The organism is Jonesia quinghaiensis DSM 15701 (assembly GCF_000423205.1).
GTDB lineage: Bacteria > Actinomycetota > Actinomycetes > Actinomycetales > Cellulomonadaceae > Jonesia > Jonesia quinghaiensis.
Genome location: NZ_AUHN01000006.1, coordinates 297170 through 317443, shown reverse-complemented (window position 1 = coordinate 317443; position 20274 = coordinate 297170). Strand labels below are relative to the sequence as shown.

Below are 20274 nucleotides of genomic sequence, written 5' to 3'. Positions count from 1 at the left end.
CCGTGCCGGTGACCTGCTATCTGGACACGGCACTGTGAGGGGTCAACCTATGGAAGAATTAGTGGACATGAGTGCCTTTGATGAATCTGCAACCACCCGTGACTCTGTACCACCGGCAACCGCGCGCGTTTCTGGTGTCCCGGACCGGGTTGGTGTTGAGGGTCTAGAGTCCCGGTGGAACACCGCGTGGGAGAACGACCACACCTACGCCTTCAATCCGGAGACAACCCGCGAGCAGGTCTTTTCCATTGACACTCCCCCACCTACTGTGTCAGGTTCGCTACACGTCGGGCACGTCTTTTCTTACACGCACACCGATGTCATTGCTCGGTTCCAGCGGATGTCAGGCAAGAACGTGTTTTACCCCATGGGGTGGGACGACAACGGTTTACCCACTGAACGCCGCGTCCAGAACTACTATGGGGTGCGCTGTGACCCCACCCTTCCTTACGTAGAGAATTACGAGCCTCCTTTCGCGGGCGGCGAAGGTAAGTCAGTGAAAGCAGCAGACCAGCAACCCATCTCCCGCAAGAACTTCGTTGAACTGTGCGAACGCCTCACCGTTGAAGATGAGAAGCAGTTCGAAGCCCTGTGGCGCCGTCTTGGGCTTTCCGTGGACTGGACCCGGACGTATCAAACGATTGGGCGCGACGCACAAGCAGTTGCCCAGCAAGCATTCCTCAACAACTTGTCACGCGGCGAGGCATACCAAGCTGAAGCACCTGGTTTGTGGGATGTCACGTTCCAAACAGCTGTCGCTCAAGCTGAACTTGAAGCACGTGACTACCCAGGTCACTACCACAAGGTTGCTTTCCACACAGCAACCGGTGAGCCGCTCTTTATCGAAACGACGCGCCCTGAGCTTCTGGCCGCGTGTGTTGCGCTAATCGCTCACCCTGATGACGAGCGCTACCAACACCTCTTTGGCTCCACTGTTACCTCCCCACTTTTTGGTGTTGAGGTTCCTGTGCTTGCGCACACTGCTGCCGAGCCTGACAAAGGCGCCGGAATCGCCATGTGCTGCACCTTCGGCGACCTGACCGACGTCCAATGGTGGCGCGAACTCAACCTCCCCACCCGCTCCATCATCCGCCGTGATGGTCGCGTTATCGCAGAAACCCCCGAGTGGATCACCACCCCCGCGGGGCAAGAACTCTACGCAGCAATTGCCGGGAAAACCACCTTCTCAGCACGCAAGGAAGTTGTCGATGCGCTACGTGCCTCAGGAGACCTAGACGGTGAGCCTGTTGCGACCCAACGCAAAACGAACTTCTTCGAAAAAGGCGACAAGCCTTTGGAGATTGTGACCTCACGCCAGTGGTACATCCGCAACGGCGGCCGTCCCATGGAAGGCCGCGAACTACGCGAGGAACTTCTGAGCCGCGGTGATGAACTGACATTCCACCCAGATTTCATGCGGGTACGCTACGCCAACTGGGTTGGTGGACTCAATGGTGACTGGCTGGTCTCACGTCAACGCTTCTTCGGTGTTCCTTTCCCCGTGTGGTACCCCGTTGACGCCCACGGCGAAACACAGTGGGACTCCCCCATCGTTCCGACCGGCGACCAACTTCCCATCGACCCTTCCAGTGATGCCCCTACCGGATACACCGAATCACAGCGTGGCCAAGCAGGCGGGTTCGTTGGCGACCCCGACATCATGGATACCTGGGCAACCTCATCATTGAGCCCCCAAATCGCTGGTGGGTGGCTTCGCGACCCAGAACTATTCGAGCGCGTCTTCCCCATGGACTTGCGCCCCCAAGGCCAAGACATCATCCGCACATGGCTGTTCTCCACTGTTGTTCGCTCACACCTCGAACACAACCAATTGCCATGGCGTCACGCGGCAATTTCCGGGTGGATTCTTGACCCTGACCGCAAGAAAATGTCCAAATCCAAGGGCAATGTCGTCACCCCCATGGGGCTTCTCGAAGAACATGGCTCCGACGCCGTACGTTACTGGGCTGCCTCAGCACGGCTGGGAACAGACGCCGCCTTCGAGATCGGGCAAATGAAAATCGGACGCCGCCTAGCCATTAAAATTCTCAATGCGTCAAAGTTCGCGCTGTCCTTTTCCACGGACGGTGAAGTATCACTAGACCCCGCACTCGTCACCGAAGACATCGACAAGGCGATGCTCGCCGGGCTCGCCAGCGTCGTTGAGCGTTCTACTGCTGCACTCACAGACTTCGATCACACTCGGGCCTTGGAACTCACCGAAACGTTCTTCTGGACCTTCTGTGACGACTACCTCGAACTTGTGAAAGATCGTGCGTACGCTGATGGCCACGACAGTGTGACAACAGAAGCTTTGTCTGCAAGAACCGCTCTCGCCTTGGCGCTGGACACCCTCTTGCGACTGTTTGCACCTGTCCTCCCCTTCGCCACAGACGAAGTGTGGTCGTGGTGGCACACTGAATCCATTCACCGCGCACCATGGCCAACTGCTGCTACGCTCACCACCGCCGCACAGGGCGCTAACCCTGAGCTCCTCACTGCTGCAGGAGCGGCCCTTGCCGCACTGCGCAAGGTGAAGTCTGAAGCAAAAGCATCGATGAAAACCCCAATCCTCACCGCAGAGCTCCTTGTACCATCCCCCTGGGCAGAGTACGTTCGCGTAGCACTACCAGATATCTGCTCTGCTGGGCGCGCTGAGAAGGTCACCGTGACACCCCACGACGACACCTCAGACGCAACGGCAGCTGGACAAGGTGGAATTGGCATAACCGGAGTAACACTCGGCGAAGCCCCAGCTCGCACTCCGCGCAACTGACATGACACCTGAGGAAGGCAACACCATGCATGAGTCGTCAGCACCAGATCGGTGCGACTACCCGCCGGAAGCATCAATTAACACCCTTCTGGCTGACCGAGTCGCCTCGGCTGGTTCCGCGACGCTCTTTGAGCGGCAAACCGCTCTCGGCTCCGGGTGGGTGCCAGTGACAGCCCACGAATTCAAACGTCAAGTTGACATCACAGCTCGAGGTCTCATCGCCTCTGGTGTGCAAGCTGGCGATCGAATCGCCATCATGTCACGCACCCGCTATGAGTGGACACTCATGGACTTCGCCGCCTGGGCGATTGGGGCGGTCCCGGTCCCGGTGTATGAAACATCCTCTGTTGAACAATTGCAGTGGATCTGTTCAGACGCCGAGGTTGGCCTCCTCATCGTGGAAAACAGCACCCACCGCTCTGTGGCTGAACAAGCACAAGCCAACCTGCCAGCACTGCGGGACGTGCTAGTACTAGACGATGACGCTGTCGTCACTCTCGCTCGACGCGGCACCGAGATCGACAAAGACCTCGTTGCACAGCGTTCTGCTGCAGTGACAGGGTCAGATCTGGCAACAATCATCTACACCTCAGGAACCACTGGGCGCCCCAAAGGCGTTGAATTAACCCACCGCAACTTTGTGTTCCTGACACGTAACGGAATCGCAGACCTCGGTGACGTGTGTGCTCCTGGGAAACGCACACTACTTTTCATGCCACTGGCGCACGTGTTCGCCCGTTTCATCGAAGTGCTGTGTGTCACCTCAGGGGCTGTCCTGGGTCACACTCCAGATGCCCGCAACCTGATTCCAGACCTTGCATCGTTCCGCCCAACCTTCCTCCTTGCCGTACCACGTGTGTTCGAGAAGGTGTACAACTCTGCGGAACAAAAAGCAGGGCCGCGCAAACTTAAACTGTTCCGCTGGGCAGCAAAAGTGGCGATCCAATATTCCCGGGCAACACAAACGCCGCAAGGCCCTTCAGTTGGTTTGGTAGCGCAACACCGCATCGCTTCAGCGTTGGTGTTCTCAAAACTACGGGCACTTCTTGGCGGTCACGCTGAGTACGCGATCTCCGGTGGTGCACCATTAGGTGAGCGGCTCGGGCACTTCTACCGTGGCATCGGGCTCACTATCTTAGAGGGCTACGGACTCACTGAAACCTGTGCGCCAACTGTTGTGAACCGGCCTAGCCTCGTCAAAATTGGCACAGTCGGAGCGCCTTTCCCCGGAACGTCCATCCGCATAGCGGAAGATGGAGAAATCCTCATCGCCGGTGACCACGTGTTCCGTGGTTACCGCAACAACGAGGCAGCAACAAGCGAGGCTTTGCAAGGCGGCTGGTTCCACACTGGTGACCTCGGATCGCTAGACGATGACGGGTACCTCACCATTACGGGCCGGAAAAAGGAAATCATCGTCACTGCTGGGGGCAAGAATGTTGCTCCTGCCGTCCTAGAGGACCGCCTGCGTGGCCACCCCATTGTGTCCCAAGTGGTCGTGGTAGGCGATCAACGCCCATTCATTGGGGCGCTGATCACTCTTGACCCCGACATGTTGCCGGGATGGCTACAAAACCACGGCCTCCCACCAATGGACGTCAGCCAAGCTGCGGATAACGAGCAGGTGCTGGCCGCCCTTGACCGTGCTGTGACTCGATCAAACGAAGCAGTCTCCCGGGCTGAATCAATTCGCAAATTCCAGGTCCTGACCACGGACTTCACTGAGGCCAATGGGTATTTAACTCCCTCCATGAAGGTCCGTCGCCAGCAAGTTCTTCGAGACTTCGCAGGCACCATTGATGACCTCTATGGCGGACCAGTAGCAGCAGGAGAGTAAACACATAGCGAAACAGTGGCGGGGTGGTGGGAAGTTCTCCCCCCCCCGCCACTGCATTGGTGGAGAAAAAATCAGCGCATGATTAGTCATGCATGTGCATGAATATGTATGATGCTTGTCAGGAGACCACCAACGGACAGGATCATGACATGAAAAAGTCAGCCCCCATCGCACTCGCAGCCGCCGGACTATTCGCGCTCACTGCGTGCTCATCAACGGACAGCACAGAAACCGAATCAGGGATCGCACTCGTCACACCTGACACATTGACCGTGTGCACCAACCCACCCTTCGCCCCGTTCGAATACAAAGACGATTCCGGCGCCGTTGTGGGAATCGACATGGACATCATGGCTGAGGTTGCACAAGACCTATCCCTTGAACTTTCCATTGTCGAAGCAGCATTCGACGCAATGCAGTCTGGCGCCTCCCTGGAATCCAATCAATGCGACGTCATCGCCACCGGAATGACAATCACTGACGAGCGTGCTGAGCGTTTTGACTTCTCCGACCCTTACTACGACGCAAACCAGGGTGTCCTTGTCCCTGCAGGCACCTCCATCTCCTCACTGACTGATCTTAGTGACCTGCAAGTCGCCGTCCAGATCGAAACAACTGGCGCAACCCTGGCAGAAGAACAAGGTCTCGACTCAACAGTTTTCGAAGACCTCGGCCTCGTTGTCCAGTCAGTTGCCACCGGACAAACAGACGCAGCGATTGGTGACGTAGGAACACTGACTCCCTACGTCACAGACGAACTCACCATCGCTTTTGTCGAAGAAACCAACGAGCGCTACGGTTTTGGCGTGAAAAAGGGGAACGAAGAACTCGTCGCCTCCATCAACACCACACTTGAGCGGATCATGGGAGACGACACCCTCAACACCATCATTGAGACGCACATCGACGCACCTGCAGCCCAATGACCTCGACGCTCAACTCACCAACCCGACGTCGAAAAAAGTTCACGCCACGTCAACGTGCTGCGCTCTCTCGTGGCGTCCAATACGGCATTCTCCTCGTTGTCGCAGTCATCATTGCGTTAACTGCTGACTGGCAACGAATTTCCAGCAACCTCTTCAATGTTGAGGTCGCATTGCGGATGCTCCCGCAACTCCCCTCAGCTGCACTGAACACGATTATCTACACCCTCTTTGCCTTCGCGCTAGGGTTAGCTCTCGGGATCATCCTCGCATTAATGCGGCTGTCCTCAGTAGCGCTCTACCGCTGGATAGCGACCTTGTGGATTGAGTTCTTCCGTGGGATCCCAGCTCTACTGGTGGTATTCACCGTCGGCTTCGCTGTGCCCATTGCGTTTGGGGTTCGCATTGATTCCATCACCGCTAAAGCAGCAATTGCACTAGGAATCGTCTCCTCGGCATACATCGCGGAAACAATCCGGGCAGGAATACAAGCGGTACCTGCTGGGCAAATCGAGGCCGCACGTTCACTTGGCATGTCCCCGACTCGCACCATGTTGACGGTGACCCTTCCCCAGGCGTTCCGGATCGTTCTTCCCCCCATGACCAACGAACTAATTCTGCTCACTAAGGACACGTCGCTGGTTTATCTCTTGGGGCTAAGTGCCAGCGCCTATGACCTGACAAAAGTGGGCCGCGACGCCCTGAACAGCGGAACCGGGGGCCTCACCGGGTTGTTCGTGGTGGGTGCAGCCTACCTGTGCATAACCATCCCTCTAGGGTTCCTCGCCCGTTGGTTGGAACGACGAACAGGAGGTGGCTCACGATGAACGCCGTCATCAGCATGACAAACCTACGCAAGTCCTACGGTGACCTTGAAGTACTCAGCGGGATAGACCTTACGGTGTCCCCTGGGGAGGTCGTCTGTCTCATCGGCCCCTCAGGCTCAGGGAAATCAACACTCTTACGGTGTGTTAATCAACTCGAGCAGGCAACATCTGGAACGGTGACCGTCCTGGGGCAAACGATCGCCTCGGACGACCACGAACCAGACATTGACATTGACGATGTACGCGCCCGGGTTGGCATGGTTTTCCAACAGTTCAATCTGTTTTCGCATATGACAGTGCTAGAAAATTGCACCATCGCGCAACGTAAAGTATTGGGCCGCTCTAAACCTGACGCTGAACGCATCGCGCAGGAGAACCTTGAGCGTGTCGGCCTTGGCGACCGTGGAGATGCCAATCCACGCCAGCTTTCCGGTGGCCAGCAACAACGAGTGGCTATTGCCCGCGCGTTGTCCATGGACCCACAACTCATGCTCTTTGATGAACCCACATCAGCGTTGGACCCAGAACTTGTTGGCGATGTCCTTTCGGTGATGCGCGAACTTGCAGAACAAGGAATGACAATGCTTGTGGTCACTCATGAAATGGCTTTCGCCCGCGATGTTGCCGACCGTGTCCTTTTCATGGATGGTGGCGTGATCGTGGAAGAGGGGCCTGCCTCCCAGGTCATCTCAAACCCGCAGGAAGAGCGAACACGGCAATTTTTGCAGCGAGTTCTCGATCCAACACACACACCTGTGGCTGGCAAAGAACACAAAGATTCATAGCACACAAGCAACGAGGGGCCCCACAACAAATGTTGTGGGGCCCCTCGTTTTTGCAGGTTCTCAGGCTCTCGGCGGGCGTTACAGTCCGCTGTTCACGAGCCTACCTTCAAGAATAAGTATCGAGAGGTCTAACTTCTCCGTACTCCTGCGCGATCTTTGTATGATGGCGAATAACCTCAGACACGATGAACTCGCGGAATTGGCCAGCAAATTCTGGGTCAAGGCCCGCTGCCTCCGCAATTGAGGTGAGGCGTTGTATTTGCTCACGATCCCGGGCTGGATCAGCAGGAAGAACAGCTGCTTGAGCCTTAAGCTCGCCAACGCGATGCGTGAACTTAAAACGCTCCGCAAGCAGGTGCATGAGTGCTGCGTCGATGTTGTCAATTGACGCTCGTAGCCTCAGAATTTCCTGCCGAATCTGGGGGTCAGCTGTTGGATCATCAGCAGGGGGCTGTGAGTTGGTACTCATATCGCTGCTATGCACTCTTCTCGCGTTGCTCTCGTGCCCCTCGGGATCGAGGCACTAGGGTCGGGTAGACGTTCTCTAAGACAACTTCTCGGGTAATGACAACTTTCTCGACGTCATCGCGGGAAGGAACCTCAAACATGACCTGCTGCAGCACTTCTTCGAGGATTGAACGAAGACCACGGGCACCTGTGCCACGCAGAAGCGCTTGCTCGGCGATTGCGCGCACAGCGTCATCGGTGAATTCTAGATCTACATCATCGAGTGAAAACATCTTGTGATACTGCTTGATCAGCGCATTGCGCGGTTCAACCAAGATCGAAACAAGTGCGTCAACATCGAGTTCCGCAACCGTCGTGATGACTGGTAAGCGCCCAATGAATTCAGGGATCAACCCAAATTTGTGGAGGTCTTCCGGCATGACCCGCGACAAAATGTCATCGTGGTCGCTTGGCAATGCCAACGGCGCACCGAAGCCGATGCCGCGTTTGCCTGTACGCTGAGAGATCATGTCTTCGAGCCCAGCAAAAGCACCCGCGACGATGAAAAGCACATTGGACGTGTCGATGGTAATGAATTCTTGATGCGGGTGCTTCCGCCCGCCCTGCGGTGGAACTGAAGCAGTCGTCCCCTCGATGATTTTCAGCAGCGCCTGCTGAACGCCCTCACCTGATACGTCACGGGTGATCGAAGGGTTCTCCGCTTTCCGGGCAATCTTGTCGATTTCATCAATGTAGATGATCCCGGTCTCTGCTTTTTTGACGTCAAAGTCAGCTGCTTGAATAAGTTTCAACAGGATATTTTCGACGTCCTCGCCCACATAACCAGCTTCTGTCAAGGCAGTAGCATCGGCAATGGCGAAAGGCACATTCAGCATCTTTGCTAGTGTCTGTGCGAGATAAGTTTTTCCACACCCGGTCGGGCCAATGAGAAGGATGTTCGACTTCGCGAGGTCGATGTCATCGCTACTCTCCCCCACCTTGGGGCCCTCAGTAGCGGTGATTCGCTTGTAGTGGTTGTACACCGCAACGGCCAAGGACTTTTTAGCGCCTTCTTGACCCACAATATACTGCTCAAGGAAGTCAAAAATTTCACGAGGTTTGGGTAGTTCACCGAGCCCGGATTCCACTGCTTCGTGGAGCTCCTCTTCGATGATTTCATTGCACAACTCAATACACTCGTCACAGATGTACACACCAGAGCCCGCGATGAGCTTTTTTACCTGCTTTTGGGACTTTCCGCAGAAAGAACACTTCAGCAGATCAGCGCCGTCACCTAGACGTGTCACAGATTGCCTCCTTCGCGAGCCCCTCACTGAGGGGGGATGATCGGCTGTGCATGGGAACACCGTAGGTCAAATATTCCATACCACCGGTGATTACCTTATCGGCAACTCACCGGTGGCATGAAATATTTCCGTGATACGCGTCAACTCTGGGCTTGAGCGATCTTCTTCGCCTTGCGCGACTCGAGGACTTGGTCAACAAGACCGTAGGCGACAGATTCCTGGGCTGACAGGATCTTGTCACGCTCGATGTCGTTGCGGATCTCTTCGATGTCTTTGCCCGTGTGAACGGCTAGGGTGCTTTCCAGCCATTCACGCATACGCAAGATTTCATTCGCGTGGATCTCAATGTCAGATGCTTGAGCGTATCCACCACCTGAAAGGCTGGGCTGGTGGATCAGAACTCGTGCATTTGGCAAGGCAAGTCGCTTACCTGGCGCACCTGCTGCGAGAAGTACAGCAGCTGATGATGCAGCTTGACCTAGGCATACAGTCTGCACCTCAGAGGTGATGTACTGCATGGTGTCGTAGATGGCAGTCATCGCGGTGAAGGAGCCACCGGGTGAGTTGATGTACAAAATGATGTCGCGGTTGGGTTCCTGCGATTCAAGGACCAATAGCTGGGCCATGACGTCGTCAGCTGACGCGTCATCAACCTGAACACCGAGGAAGATAATGCGGTCTTCGAAGAGTTTGGTGTAAGGGTCTTGACGTTTAAACCCGTAGGCGGTGCGCTCCTCGAATTGAGGCAAAACGTACCGTGATGACGGTGAAGCGGCACCGGCGTGAGGGTAGCCGAAGCCTGGTCCTGCCAGACGTTGTGCCGCCGCGATGAACTGGGATTCTTGGCTCATGGGTTGGGTCTCCTTAACGTGGCGGGATCAGTTTTCAACGACAGGCTTGGATCCGGAGATCGACCCTGCGTGTTCAACAATGTGGTCGATGAACCCGTACTCAAGTGCTTCCTGTGCAGTAAACCACCGGTCGCGGTCTGAATCAGTATTGATTTGCTCAGGAGTCTTACCAGTTTGCTCAGCGATGAGGTCTGCAAGAACCCGCTTCATGTGCAAGATGAGTTGCGCATTGATGCGAATGTCTGTTGCTGTACCGCCGATTCCACCAGAAGGTTGGTGCATCATGACACGGGCGTGAGGGGTTGCGAAACGCTTGCCCTTTGCACCTGATGACAGGAGGAACTGCCCCATTGATGCGGCCATACCCATTGCTACAGTCACAACATCTGGCTTAATGAACTGCATGGTGTCGTAAATCGCCATACCTGCGGTAATTGATCCGCCAGGCGAGTTGATGTAGAGGAAGATATCCTTCTCAGGGTCCTCTGCTGCTAGCAGGAGCATCTGTGCACAGATCGCGTTGGCGTTCTCATCACGCACCTCCGAGCCGAGCCAGATGATCCGTTCCTTGAGCAGCCGGTTGAAGATGCTGTCGTTGAGTGCGAATCCGCTGCCCTCACCTTGGGCGCCCTGAGGCATCTGCTCGTTCACGCTGTCTCCTCATTCAGGATGGTTGTGGTTCTCGTGCTGCCTTGACCTTAACGCGTCCAGTCAATGATTCACTCCCTGAATTGCGTGGTTTCGCTCAAGGCGCACAGCGCCCACAGGGTGCAAATGCTCGGACTCTGCCAACAAAGTTCAGGAGAGCAGAATGGCTCCTCGAGGGAGAACTGGTTTGCACCAGTCGCCTACTCAAGGAGCCATTCTTGGACAAAGCTTGACCTCGCAATAGCGGGGCAAGGTCAGGCTTCATGGTCCGCTAACGAACTACTTTTCTTCGGAGTCGCCTTCAGCTGCCTGCTGAGCAGCTTCTGCAATGGCTTCAGCAGCAGCGTCGTCCTCATCGGAACCAATGAACTCGGACAAGTCGATGACGTTACCGTCTTCGTCCTTGACCTCAATGGAGCGCAATGCGACAGCAAGTGACTTGGAACGTGCGACTTCACCGACCATGGCAGGAATCTGACCCTGCTGGTCCAGTGTGGTGATGAACTGCTGTGGGTCCATACCGTATTGACGTGAGGCACTTACCAAGTAGTCCAGCAGTTCCTGCTGTGCAACCTTGATCTCGAGCTTCTCTGCAAGTGTGTCAAGAAGAAGCTGGTTCTTGAGTGCCTTTTCGGTCTCGTCGGTTACCTCTGCGCGGTGCTCGTCATCTTCGAGGCGACCTTCGCCCTCGAGGTGACGGTTCACTTCGGCTTCGATGACCCCTGCTGGCAGTGGGAACTCAACCTTGTTGAGTTCTTCAACAAGCAGGTCACGTGCTGCCACTGCTTGGTTTGATGCAGCTGCGTTGCGTGCTTGCTCGCGCAGGTCCTCGGTGAGCTCTTCGAGAGTGTCGAACTCTGAAGCCATTTGCGCGAAGTCGTCGTCTGCATCAGGAAGCTGGCGTTCCTTGATGGCAGTCGCGGTGACGGTGACGGTTGCGTCTTCGCCGGCGCGCTCTCCACCAGCAAGAGGTGCAGTGAATGTGGTGGTTTCTTCTGATGACAGGCCAGTCAGTGCCTCGTCAAGACCTTCAAGCATGTTGCCTGAACCGATCTCGTATGACACGCCAGAGACGGAGTCAACAGTCTCTTCGCCGATCTTGGCGGTGAGGTCAATGACAACAAAGTCACCGGTCTGGGCTGGGCGGTCAACCCCCACGAGGGTGCCGAAACGCTCGCGCAGTGCGTCCAAGCGGCCCTGGAGGTCTTCGTCGCTTACCTCGATGTTGGGGACCTGCAAGGTCAGACCGTCAAGTTCTGGCAATTCAAACTCGGGGCGAACTTCGAGTTCGACAACGAATTCTAAGTTGCCTTTGTCGTCATCACCCAGAGGAACCTTGGTGACCTCAACTGATGGCTGTCCGAGGGGGCGCAACTCTGACTGTGCCAGTGCGTCACGGTAGAAGCCTGGCATGGCTTCGTTGACTGCGTGCTCCAGAACTGCTGCGCGGCCGACACGCTGGTCAATGATGCGTGGTGGAACCTTGCCCTTACGGAAGCCAGGGATGCTGATGTCCTGGGCGATGTGGGTGTAGGCGTGCTCGATCGCTGGCTGGAGCTCGTCGTACTCCACCTCGACCGTCAGCTTGGCCTTAGTCGGGTCTAGGGTCTCGACGGTGCTCTTCACTTCGATGGTCTCCAACTATTGCGTGGTGCCGGATATTCGGCAGGTCTGGTCAATCCTTGGTAGGTGGCCGGAATTTTCATGCGGCCAACTGGAAAATCCTACGCCATTGTGTCACTTCTCGTCACTGCGGGACACCTGACGCGCTTTGTAAGCCCGTGAAGGGCGCTGGCAGGATGAGTAAGAGCGATGAGCCTGCTTCATCTCCTCGCCGCTCACAGAACCCATCTGCGCTGGCAGGAGACGCGCATCACACGCTGAGATTTTGACATCTGGCCTCAGTTACCTAGAATAGAAGAGCACTGCGGGCGTAGCTTAATGGTAAAGCCTTAGTCTTCCAAACTAATGACGCGAGTTCGATTCTCGTCGCCCGCTCCATAAAGAAAGAGGACCTTCGGGTCCTCTTTTTTGTTGCCATCATTCCTGCGCATCGCCTGTGTTGCGCAGTGTTAAACAAGGTCTCGTCATACGGGTGCGCGCTGGACAAATGCATGAGACGCTCGTAGAGTCCAGCAGTATATGGACGTGCGGCGGTGCATGGACACGCACACATGCAACCCACGCGGACTGTGACGGCGGGAATCGATTCCCCCATCCGTCCAGAGCCGTCGCCACGAGGAGAAAGGAAGCGTTGTGAGCACCAACCGCCACTACCGTACGCGCCTTCTCCTACTTCCACTCCCCTGTTGCTGTCTGTAGAGCATTGATCCGGCGTTGCTGTCGGCAGTCAATGCTCTTTTTCTTGCGCCTAGTTTCTTGTGTGAGCAGCGGCAGACAGCCAACCACCACACACTTTCCTCGGCGCGCCAGGCCCGCAAAGGCCTTACTCCACACAAACCGTCTGTAGAAGAGGACACCATGGCACGCGTTTATGATGACGTCACCAAGCTTGTTGGCAACACCCCCCTTGTTCGACTGAACCGCCTCACTGAGGGAATCGGCGCAAACATCCTCGCCAAGTTGGAGTTCTACAACCCTGCTAACTCCGTGAAGGACCGCATCGGCGTAGCAATTGTGGACGCCGCTGAAGAATCAGGCGAACTCAAGCCAGGTGGCACCCTAGTCGAAGCCACTTCGGGCAACACCGGTATTGCTTTGGCTATGGTTGGCGCCGCACGTGGGTACAACGTTGTGTTGACTATGCCTGAAACCATGTCTAAAGAACGCCGCGCTCTTTTGCGCGCCTTTGGTGCAGAACTCATTTTGACACCTGGCTCCGGCGGCATGAAGGGCGCAGTTGACGAGGCTAACAAGGTTGTTTCTGAGCGCCCAGGCGCCATTTTGGCGCGTCAGTTCGCCAACCGTGCAAACCTCGAAATCCACAAGGCGACAACTGGTCCTGAGATCTGGACTGACACCGACGGTGAAGTTGACATCCTTGTTGCAGGCATCGGTACCGGTGGCACAATCTCTGGTGCTGGCCAGTACCTCAAGGAACGCAAACCTGAGATTCAGGTTATCGCCGTTGAGCCTGAAGAATCAGCCATCCTCAATGGGGGCGCACCTGGTCCACACAAGATCCAAGGTATTGGCGCGAACTTCGTACCTGAAATCCTTGACACCGAGATCTACAACGAGGTTGTCGACATCAACGCAGACACTGCCGTTGAGTTTGCACGCCGCGCCGCCAAGGAAGAGGGGCTGCTTGTCGGCATTTCCTCAGGTGCTGCCATTGCTGCCGCGCTTCAGGTTGGCGCCCGGCCCGAAAACGATGGCAAAAACATCGTTGTGATCATTCCATCCTTCGGTGAGCGCTACTTGTCCTCCATTTTGTACGCAGATTTGCTCGACTAGTAGGTGTGCGGGGCGGGTTGGGCGTTCTCGCCCGCCCCGCACCTTGCTGTTTCACGATGCCAGGTTGTCTTGTTCCTGATTGTCCTGATCGCTCCCCACTGAAGGACCCCTTGTGACACTCTCTGCTCGAAAGCTCCTTGCCGAGGACCTTCAGGCTGCTCGCGATCGTGACCCTGCAGCGCGAAGCCGCCTTGAGATTGTGCTGGGTTACCCTGGCTTGCATGCTTTGTGGTCTCATCGCTTGACTCATGCGCTGTGGCAGAAGAAGCCACTCAAACTTTTAGCCAGGCTGTTATCGCAATTGACGCGGTCGTTGACTGGCATTGAAATACACCCAGGTGCTGTTCTTGGGCGCAGGATCTTTATTGATCACGGAATGGGTGTGGTGATTGGCGAAACCGCGGTGGTCGGTAATGATGTGACCCTTTTCCATGGTGTGACTCTCGGTGGGCGCTCCATGACTCATGGAAAGCGGCACCCCACCATCGGTGAAGGTGCAGTGATCGGGGCAGGCGCGAAGGTTCTTGGGCCTATTTGGGTGGGTGACCATGCTCAAATTGGGGCGAACGCTGTTGTGGTGAAGGATGTCCCCTCCCATGCAGTCGCCGTGGGTGTCCCTGCACAAATCAAGAAACGGCCAGCAGCAGCTCCCATCGTTGAGCACTGTGAGGACCCTGCAATTTTCATCTAGCAGCATCGCGAGGAGCTCGAGTAGGTAGGCGATATAGTTCGCATGCTCGCAAAACACACAGCAACTTGTTTTAGTTTCTGTAGAACAACTATTATTGCAGGATGCTGTTCCGCGTTGACACAACCTCGAGTGAACCGATCTTTGAGCAACTCGCCCATCAGATCCGTATCGCTATTTTGCAAGGAAACCTCGCCGCAGGTGACCGGCTACCTCCGGCCCGTGAAGTAGCCGGCGCTCTCGACGTCAACCTCCACACTGTGCTCCATGCCTACCAGATGCTTCGCGATGAAGGGCAGATTGAGTTACGCCGCGGACGCGGAGCACTCGTTTCCAACCAGGCACAAGCCGTTCCTCGTGAAGTCACCGAGGCAGTCGCAGCACTGGTCACTCAAGCACATCAGGCCCATCTGGCGCCACATATTGTGGTGTCCTTAGTGAAGGAGGCCTTGGCATGAGCAGATCTGCCCCAACCTCTCGAAACGCCCCGATCAGCACCCGTCAGATCCTGTGGACTTTCGCTCTGCCGGTAGCAGTCCTCAATCTCGGTGCAGTCCTGCCCTGGCTCTGGCGCCTAGAAATCCCCCAACGCGTCCCTCTCCACTGGAGCTTTGATGGCCCGGACAGATTTGGCAGCCTGACAGAACTGACTGCCACCATAACCATTGTTGGCGTCATTGTTGTGGTGGGAATTGGTTGGATCACAATGGTACTCGGCGCAGACGTATCAACACGGCGCATGGGTGTTATTACCAACACTGTTCTCGCCTTCTTACTTGCGAGCATCCCTGTCAGTACGGCACATGCAGCCCGTGGCGTTTCTGATCCCTCTACCCTGTCTTTTCCGAGCATTCCAATCGGTTTAGCAACCGTTTTCGGCGCTGCGCTGGGAGTCGCTCTTGCCTTCACCTTGCCCCGCGAACCACACAACCCAGCCGTAGTGTTACCCGCAACAGCAGCTCCACGTGTAGCACTGTCAGACGCGGAAACCGGCGTATGGGTATCGCGCCAATTCGCTGGTACGAGCATCTGGATTGCAATGGGGAGCATCCTTGTTGCGTGTGCCCTCTCACTGCTGATGCAGGCTTGGGGCCTCTTGGTCATGCCCGCTCTGCTGGTAGTTGTTTGCATGACTTTTTTGGCGTGGGATATCCGAGTTGACTCCCAAGGTGTCACTGTGCGATCTGTGAGCAGACTGATCACCTTGCACATTCCCCACGAGGAAATAGAAACTGCGGACGTCGCCTCAGTATCCCCCCTGCGCGACTTTGGTGGCTGGGGGTGGCGTACTGGCCGAGATGGTTCAGTGGGACTTATTGTGCGTTCTGGAACAGCGCTTGATCTACGCCGCACGGGGGGACGCCGCTATGTCATCACCACACATGACGCATCAACTCCGGCAGGCCTCATCAACACCATCATCGATCGCGAGCGCCAGAACCCACGTTAGGATGGCGGGACTGATCACTCAACGACGAGGAGTCACATGCGCATCGGTATTAACGCAGGGTATTGGCAGGCTGGTCCACCGCTTGGCATGGTGGAGGCGGTGAAGAGCGCTGAACAAGCTGGTCTTGATTCGGTGTGGACGTCAGAGGCGTATGGGTCTGATGCTCTCACTCCGCTTGCCTGGTGGGGGGCTTCGACCAGCACTGTGCGGTTAGGGACAGCGGTGATGCAGTTGAGTGCGCGTACCCCGACTGCTGCTGCCATGGCGGCGTTGACCATGGATCATTTGTCGGGTGGCCGGTTTGTGATGGGCTTGGGTGTTTCTGGGCCGCAGGTGGTTGAGGGTTGGTATGGGCAGCCATATGCTCGCCCGTTGGCTCGCACGCGTGAGTATGTTGATATTGTGCGGCAGGTGTTTCGCAGGGAGCGCCCTGTGGAGCATCAGGGACGTTTCTATTCGCTGCCTTTAGGTGCCAAGGACGATGCCGATGCGCGCGAGCGTGGGATTGTTGGGTTGGGCAAAGCGTTGAAGTCGACGGTGCATCCGTTGCGGAGTGATTTGCCCATCCATCTTGCCGCTGAGGGGCCGAAGAACATTGCTTTGGCCGCCGAAATCTGCGATGGATGGCTCCCGCTGTTCTACTCCCCACGCTTGGACGGCCAGTTCCGTGAACTGCTAGAGGACGGGTTCGACCGCCGCAGCGGCGACCTCACACCGGCAGAACAGTTCGAGGTCAGCGCCACCGTACCCGTGGTCGCGAACGACAACCTCGACGACGCCCTCGCCACAATCCGCCCGTTCTTCGCGCTCTACATCGGCGGAATGGGCGCCAAGTCGGCTAACTTCCACCGCTCGGCGGTGGAACGCCTCGGCTACGGCGAGATTTGCGACGATGTGGCAGCCCTGTACCAAACCGGACGTCCCAGCGACAAGGCCAAGGCAGCAGAGTTGATCCCGCTCGAGTTGATCGACGACGTCGCTTTAGTAGGCCCAGTGGACCGAATCGCTCAGGGGCTCAAACGCTGGAAAGACACCGCTGTCACGTCCATTCTTGTTCAAGGAGACCACACGGGCGTGACCGCGCTGATGCAGGCGAACGCGACCATCTCGTCGTAAATCAAAGCGCTGCACAGCAGCAAAAACAATTGCACCAACTCAAAGAAACTGATGGTGTTGTGCCATGCCATTTCCACAAAATTTCACCGTGACCGCGATGACGCCCGAGGACAAGCGCGCAGTCTACGAATTCGCCCTGTGGGCGTTCCCGTCCACGCAGTCGCTCGAAGATTTTCTGCGCCAGACGCAGCCGTTCCCGAGCGAACGCTCCGTGGTGGTGCGCGACCCGAACCAAGAGATCGCCGCTTTCCACACCTCGTACGCATTCACGCAGTTCAACGTGCCAGGCGCGACTCTGCCAACCTCCGGCCTATCGTGGGTTGGCGTGCACCCACAGCACCGCCGCAAGGGACTGCTGCGCGCGATCATTGAGCGGCACTTCGCGGACTGTGTCGAGCGGAACGAAGCCATCTCGGTCCTGTTCGCGGCAGAACCCGGAATCTACGGGCGGTTCGGGTACGGGCGCGCCGCCTACGACGTGCGCTGCCGCATCCCGCGCGGTGCTACTCAGCGCCCGCTCATTGAGGCTCCAGCGGGCGACGGCGCTGAACTCACCGTCCGCATCGAACTCTTCAACCCCGACCAACACATACCCATCATCGAAGTCCTCCACGCGCGCGCCGGACACAGCGTGAACGGCACCGGGCTCAACCGACCCGGCTGGGCCACCCGCGAAGCCGACGAACTACGCACCCGCCTACACACCGTGGCCCCGCCACCCAATACTCGCGAGGCGACCCGCATCGTTCTGATCCTGCGTGACGGCGAGCCCGTTGGATACACCAAGTTCCATCGCGAACTGAACTGGGAAAACACCGGCCCCAATGGCCACGTGGCTACCAGTGAGGTTGTTGCTCTCGACCCAGCCGCGTCTTGGAAACTGTGGTCCGTGATCACCGAATTCGACCTGACCGGATACACCGATTCGTTCATGCTGCCGATCGACGACCCAATCGTGACCCGCCTCGAAAACAACCGATCCATCACGATGCACCACGTTGACAACGTGTGGGCGCGAATCATCGATCTCAAGACCGCCCTCGAAGGCCGCCAGTATGCGTGCGATGTCGAGGTTGTGTTGGAGGTGACCGACACCCTGATCGAATCAAACGCAGGACGCTGGAAACTCATCGCGTCCGCTTTCGACGGGCCAAGTGGTTCGCGGACACCGACCGTTGAACGCACCGATGAGACACCGGATATTACCCTCGGTATTCGTGACCTTGGTGCCGTGTATCTGGGCGGGACATCGCTCAGCTCACTGGCCTCAGCGGGCCTCGTACACGCAGTGAACCCGCGTGCACTCGCCACAGCATCGACGGCATTTGGTTGGCCGCACGCCCCGATGAGTTCGTGGGTGTTCTAGGGCTTGGTCGCCAGAAAACTAAGAAAATTCGCCCCGTCCAGCGACCTACCTAACATAACCCGACAAACTATACGTCCTCGAAAACCATCATCAATTAGTGTCACCTGTCCGAATGCATATTGCATCACCCGTCCAGCTTCAATTGCCAGGCACATAACATCTAAATCAAGCAGGCACACTAGATATCTCACAAAGTGAGATATCTAGTGTGCCCGTCGAATTTTCAACAAAACAGTTGATTAAGACGTATCTTGTGGTAATTTTTTACTACATGCGAGGGAAAGGCCATGCAGGCCACAAGTCAAAATGTACAGGGGTGAGATGTTGCGATATATAAATTTCCGTGCACTAATCATCGGTTCAGGTATATCTGAAGGCACAACTCAACTGCTGTACAGCATCACCACTATTGTCGCAGCACTCACCATCACGGATCAGCCGTTCTTAATCAGCCTTATAATTGCATCAAGATATTTACCATATGTGCTGTTTTCATTTGACGCCGGCTCACTTGCAGAGCGAGGTGATATTCGGAAAATTATCGGATACAGCCTACTCGCAAGATTCACGCTTGTAACTTTGATAGCTATTCTCTTCTTTTTCGGAAGCCTTAATATTTTTTCCCTCGTCATCATAACATTCTTAATCTCGACTGCACGAATTTACGGCGATAGCGCGATATCAATCAGTTATGTACGATATACTGAAAAAAAACGATGGACTAGGATTGGCGCTCAAATCGATCTCGCAGGGAATACGCTTGAGGCAATAATGACCGCAGTTGCTGGCACAATATTCATGCTGCTAGGCGGCACGCACTCCTTCACACTGGTTGCGTTATTACTGATAATAACTTGGCTAAGCATGTTACCGACAATCATTCACCTTCAACCTCCCAACCCGTCCAACAAATCGACAAGATCAGCGAAACTACATTCACTCAAGGACGCGTGGGGAATCTTCTCACAGAGCTCTATTCTACGCCGCTTGTGCCTATCACTCGCTTTGCAGAATTCTGCACTAATATGCGTGCAAAGCATGCTGCTAATATTTATCTTAAGCACCGGAACATCAACCTATTGGGCCACTGTAATATCGGCGACATTTGCGATTGGCCTAATCGTCGGGTCCGCGGCATCGCCTAGGGTTATCGGGAAATTTCGCGCCGGAAACGTAATTCTGGCTAGCACCGCCATTTCGACCATCTGCGTGTGCGGTATTTATAGTGCGGTAAACTTCAGCAATATAATTGCCTGCATCGCCACTTGCTCATATGGCGCTTCCGTCAGTTTGGGAAATATCGCACAGCGACGATTTCGCCAGGAAATTATACCCATGGATATAATTGGTCGCGTGGGCGCCCTATTTGGAATAGCAATCATGGGTGCTATGCCGATTGCTTCCATCATATCTGGAATAGTTGCACAACATTTCGGGTATTTGATTCTATTCCTGCTTGCTGGCGCTATGCTACTAGTTTCACTTCTGGTCATTTTCCGCGATTATCAAGCAATCAACAGAGTTGGGATCCTCGCCTAAGTGCGACGATCTCATTAAATGGAACGACTAGTCATTGAGGGGAGGAAAACCATGATCGCACCGATTACACCAGAATCAAAGGAGAGAGTCGAAGAAATCTTGACTAAGGCAGCTCAAGATATCTCTTTCCGTGAAGCTCTTCTTGAAGATCCGGAGTCGACACTTGAGTCATACGACCTATCTCCGGATGAGAAGTTCGCACTTTCAACTATGAAACGCGTCGCGCTTGAGGAGTGGGGAATCGATGTCCGGAATTATCGAGCATTCCTTATGGACAACGGGTTCAAGATGATCTGA

18 protein-coding genes and 1 tRNA gene are annotated in these 20274 nt (G+C 55.8%); 14 read left to right on the top strand and 5 right to left on the bottom strand.

The features are described 5' to 3' along the window. The first annotated feature begins 67 nt into the window (after positions 1-67). The 5 genes from valS (at position 68) to G538_RS0106955 (ending at position 7148) form a co-directional block, all read left to right on the top strand. Complete coding sequence (valS, locus tag G538_RS0106975; protein WP_029068750.1) at positions 68-2776, top strand: valine--tRNA ligase; 2709 nt, start codon at positions 68-70, stop codon at positions 2774-2776. A gap of 25 nt (positions 2777-2801) precedes the next feature. Then, positions 2802-4613, top strand: a complete 1812-nt coding sequence (locus tag G538_RS0106970; RefSeq protein ID WP_029068749.1) for an AMP-dependent synthetase/ligase — start codon at positions 2802-2804, stop codon at positions 4611-4613. A gap of 149 nt (positions 4614-4762) precedes the next feature. Then, positions 4763-5539 (top strand): transporter substrate-binding domain-containing protein, encoded by a 777-nt coding sequence (locus G538_RS15570; protein WP_035833753.1) that lies wholly within the window; start codon positions 4763-4765, stop codon positions 5537-5539. Then, positions 5536-6363, top strand: coding sequence for an amino acid ABC transporter permease (locus G538_RS15565; RefSeq protein ID WP_035833522.1), 828 nt, complete (start codon positions 5536-5538; stop codon positions 6361-6363). The genes G538_RS15570 and G538_RS15565 overlap by 4 nt, the downstream gene beginning before the upstream one ends. Then, entirely contained in the window at positions 6360-7148 is a 789-nt protein-coding gene (locus tag G538_RS0106955) for an amino acid ABC transporter ATP-binding protein (protein WP_029068748.1), read from the top strand. Before G538_RS15565 ends, G538_RS0106955 begins: the two co-directional genes overlap by 4 nt. Positions 7149-7254: 106 nt before the next feature. On the opposite strand, the gene G538_RS15560 is transcribed toward G538_RS0106955, so the two are convergent. From G538_RS15560 to tig, 5 genes are all read right to left on the bottom strand, one after another. Further along, on the bottom strand, positions 7255-7617 hold the full coding sequence (locus G538_RS15560; protein WP_035833519.1) for a chorismate mutase: 363 nt from the start codon (positions 7615-7617) through the stop codon (positions 7255-7257). 7 nt (positions 7618-7624) lie between these two features. Then, positions 7625-8902 (bottom strand): ATP-dependent Clp protease ATP-binding subunit ClpX, encoded by a 1278-nt coding sequence (gene clpX, locus G538_RS0106945; protein ID WP_029068747.1) that lies wholly within the window; start codon positions 8900-8902, stop codon positions 7625-7627. Between the two features lie 140 nt (positions 8903-9042). Next, positions 9043-9753, bottom strand: coding sequence for an ATP-dependent Clp protease proteolytic subunit (locus tag G538_RS0106940; protein ID WP_029068746.1), 711 nt, complete (start codon positions 9751-9753; stop codon positions 9043-9045). Between the two features lie 27 nt (positions 9754-9780). Continuing rightward, positions 9781-10404 carry an ATP-dependent Clp protease proteolytic subunit gene (locus G538_RS0106935; RefSeq protein WP_029068745.1) on the bottom strand — a complete coding sequence of 208 codons (624 nt, stop codon included), beginning with the start codon at positions 10402-10404 and terminating at the stop codon, positions 9781-9783. 276 nt (positions 10405-10680) lie between these two features. Further along, positions 10681-12027: a trigger factor gene (gene tig / locus G538_RS0106930; protein ID WP_029068744.1), complete on the bottom strand. Its 1347-nt coding sequence runs from the start codon at positions 12025-12027 to the stop codon at positions 10681-10683. Positions 12028-12328: 301 nt separating this feature from the next. Between tig and G538_RS0106925 the strand changes: the two genes are divergently transcribed. The 9 genes from G538_RS0106925 (at position 12329) to G538_RS0106885 (ending at position 20274) form a co-directional block, all read left to right on the top strand. After that, positions 12329-12402 (top strand) — tRNA-Gly (locus G538_RS0106925). Between the two features lie 480 nt (positions 12403-12882). Further along, positions 12883-13818, top strand: coding sequence for a cysteine synthase A (gene cysK, locus G538_RS0106920; RefSeq protein ID WP_029068743.1), 936 nt, complete (start codon positions 12883-12885; stop codon positions 13816-13818). Between the two features lie 112 nt (positions 13819-13930). After that, a complete protein-coding gene (gene cysE, locus G538_RS0106915) occupies positions 13931-14509 on the top strand; it encodes a serine O-acetyltransferase (RefSeq protein ID WP_029068742.1) in 579 nt (192 codons plus the stop codon). Between the two features lie 101 nt (positions 14510-14610). Next, complete coding sequence (locus G538_RS0106910; protein ID WP_029068741.1) at positions 14611-14964, top strand: GntR family transcriptional regulator; 354 nt, start codon at positions 14611-14613, stop codon at positions 14962-14964. After that, positions 14961-15956, top strand: coding sequence for a hypothetical protein (locus tag G538_RS0106905; RefSeq protein ID WP_029068740.1), 996 nt, complete (start codon positions 14961-14963; stop codon positions 15954-15956). Before G538_RS0106910 ends, G538_RS0106905 begins: the two co-directional genes overlap by 4 nt. Positions 15957-15992: 36 nt before the next feature. Then, positions 15993-17072: an LLM class F420-dependent oxidoreductase gene (locus tag G538_RS15555; protein ID WP_035833516.1), complete on the top strand. Its 1080-nt coding sequence runs from the start codon at positions 15993-15995 to the stop codon at positions 17070-17072. 64 nt (positions 17073-17136) lie between these two features. Next, positions 17137-18438 carry a GNAT family N-acetyltransferase gene (locus tag G538_RS0106895; protein ID WP_029068739.1) on the top strand — a complete coding sequence of 434 codons (1302 nt, stop codon included), beginning with the start codon at positions 17137-17139 and terminating at the stop codon, positions 18436-18438. A gap of 321 nt (positions 18439-18759) precedes the next feature. Further along, positions 18760-19977 (top strand): MFS transporter, encoded by a 1218-nt coding sequence (locus G538_RS0106890; protein WP_029068738.1) that lies wholly within the window; start codon positions 18760-18762, stop codon positions 19975-19977. Between the two features lie 51 nt (positions 19978-20028). Continuing rightward, positions 20029-20274 (top strand): Os1348 family NHLP clan protein, encoded by a 246-nt coding sequence (locus tag G538_RS0106885; protein WP_035833513.1) that lies wholly within the window; start codon positions 20029-20031, stop codon positions 20272-20274.

Coding starts and splice junctions, on each gene's coding strand:
- valS (WP_029068750.1), top strand. CDS start 68: ATGAGTGCCTTTGATGAATCTGCAACCACCCGTGACTCTGTACCACCG.
- G538_RS0106970 (WP_029068749.1), top strand. CDS start 2,802: ATGCATGAGTCGTCAGCACCAGATCGGTGCGACTACCCGCCGGAAGCA.
- G538_RS15570 (WP_035833753.1), top strand. CDS start 4,763: ATGAAAAAGTCAGCCCCCATCGCACTCGCAGCCGCCGGACTATTCGCG.
- G538_RS15565 (WP_035833522.1), top strand. CDS start 5,536: ATGACCTCGACGCTCAACTCACCAACCCGACGTCGAAAAAAGTTCACG.
- G538_RS0106955 (WP_029068748.1), top strand. CDS start 6,360: ATGAACGCCGTCATCAGCATGACAAACCTACGCAAGTCCTACGGTGAC.
- G538_RS15560 (WP_035833519.1), bottom strand. CDS start 7,617: ATGAGTACCAACTCACAGCCCCCTGCTGATGATCCAACAGCTGACCCC.
- G538_RS0106940 (WP_029068746.1), bottom strand. CDS start 9,753: ATGAGCCAAGAATCCCAGTTCATCGCGGCGGCACAACGTCTGGCAGGA.
- cysK (WP_029068743.1), top strand. CDS start 12,883: ATGGCACGCGTTTATGATGACGTCACCAAGCTTGTTGGCAACACCCCC.
- G538_RS0106910 (WP_029068741.1), top strand. CDS start 14,611: ATGCTGTTCCGCGTTGACACAACCTCGAGTGAACCGATCTTTGAGCAA.
- G538_RS0106905 (WP_029068740.1), top strand. CDS start 14,961: ATGAGCAGATCTGCCCCAACCTCTCGAAACGCCCCGATCAGCACCCGT.
- G538_RS15555 (WP_035833516.1), top strand. CDS start 15,993: ATGCGCATCGGTATTAACGCAGGGTATTGGCAGGCTGGTCCACCGCTT.
- G538_RS0106895 (WP_029068739.1), top strand. CDS start 17,137: ATGCCATTTCCACAAAATTTCACCGTGACCGCGATGACGCCCGAGGAC.
- G538_RS0106890 (WP_029068738.1), top strand. CDS start 18,760: ATGTTGCGATATATAAATTTCCGTGCACTAATCATCGGTTCAGGTATA.
- G538_RS0106885 (WP_035833513.1), top strand. CDS start 20,029: ATGATCGCACCGATTACACCAGAATCAAAGGAGAGAGTCGAAGAAATC.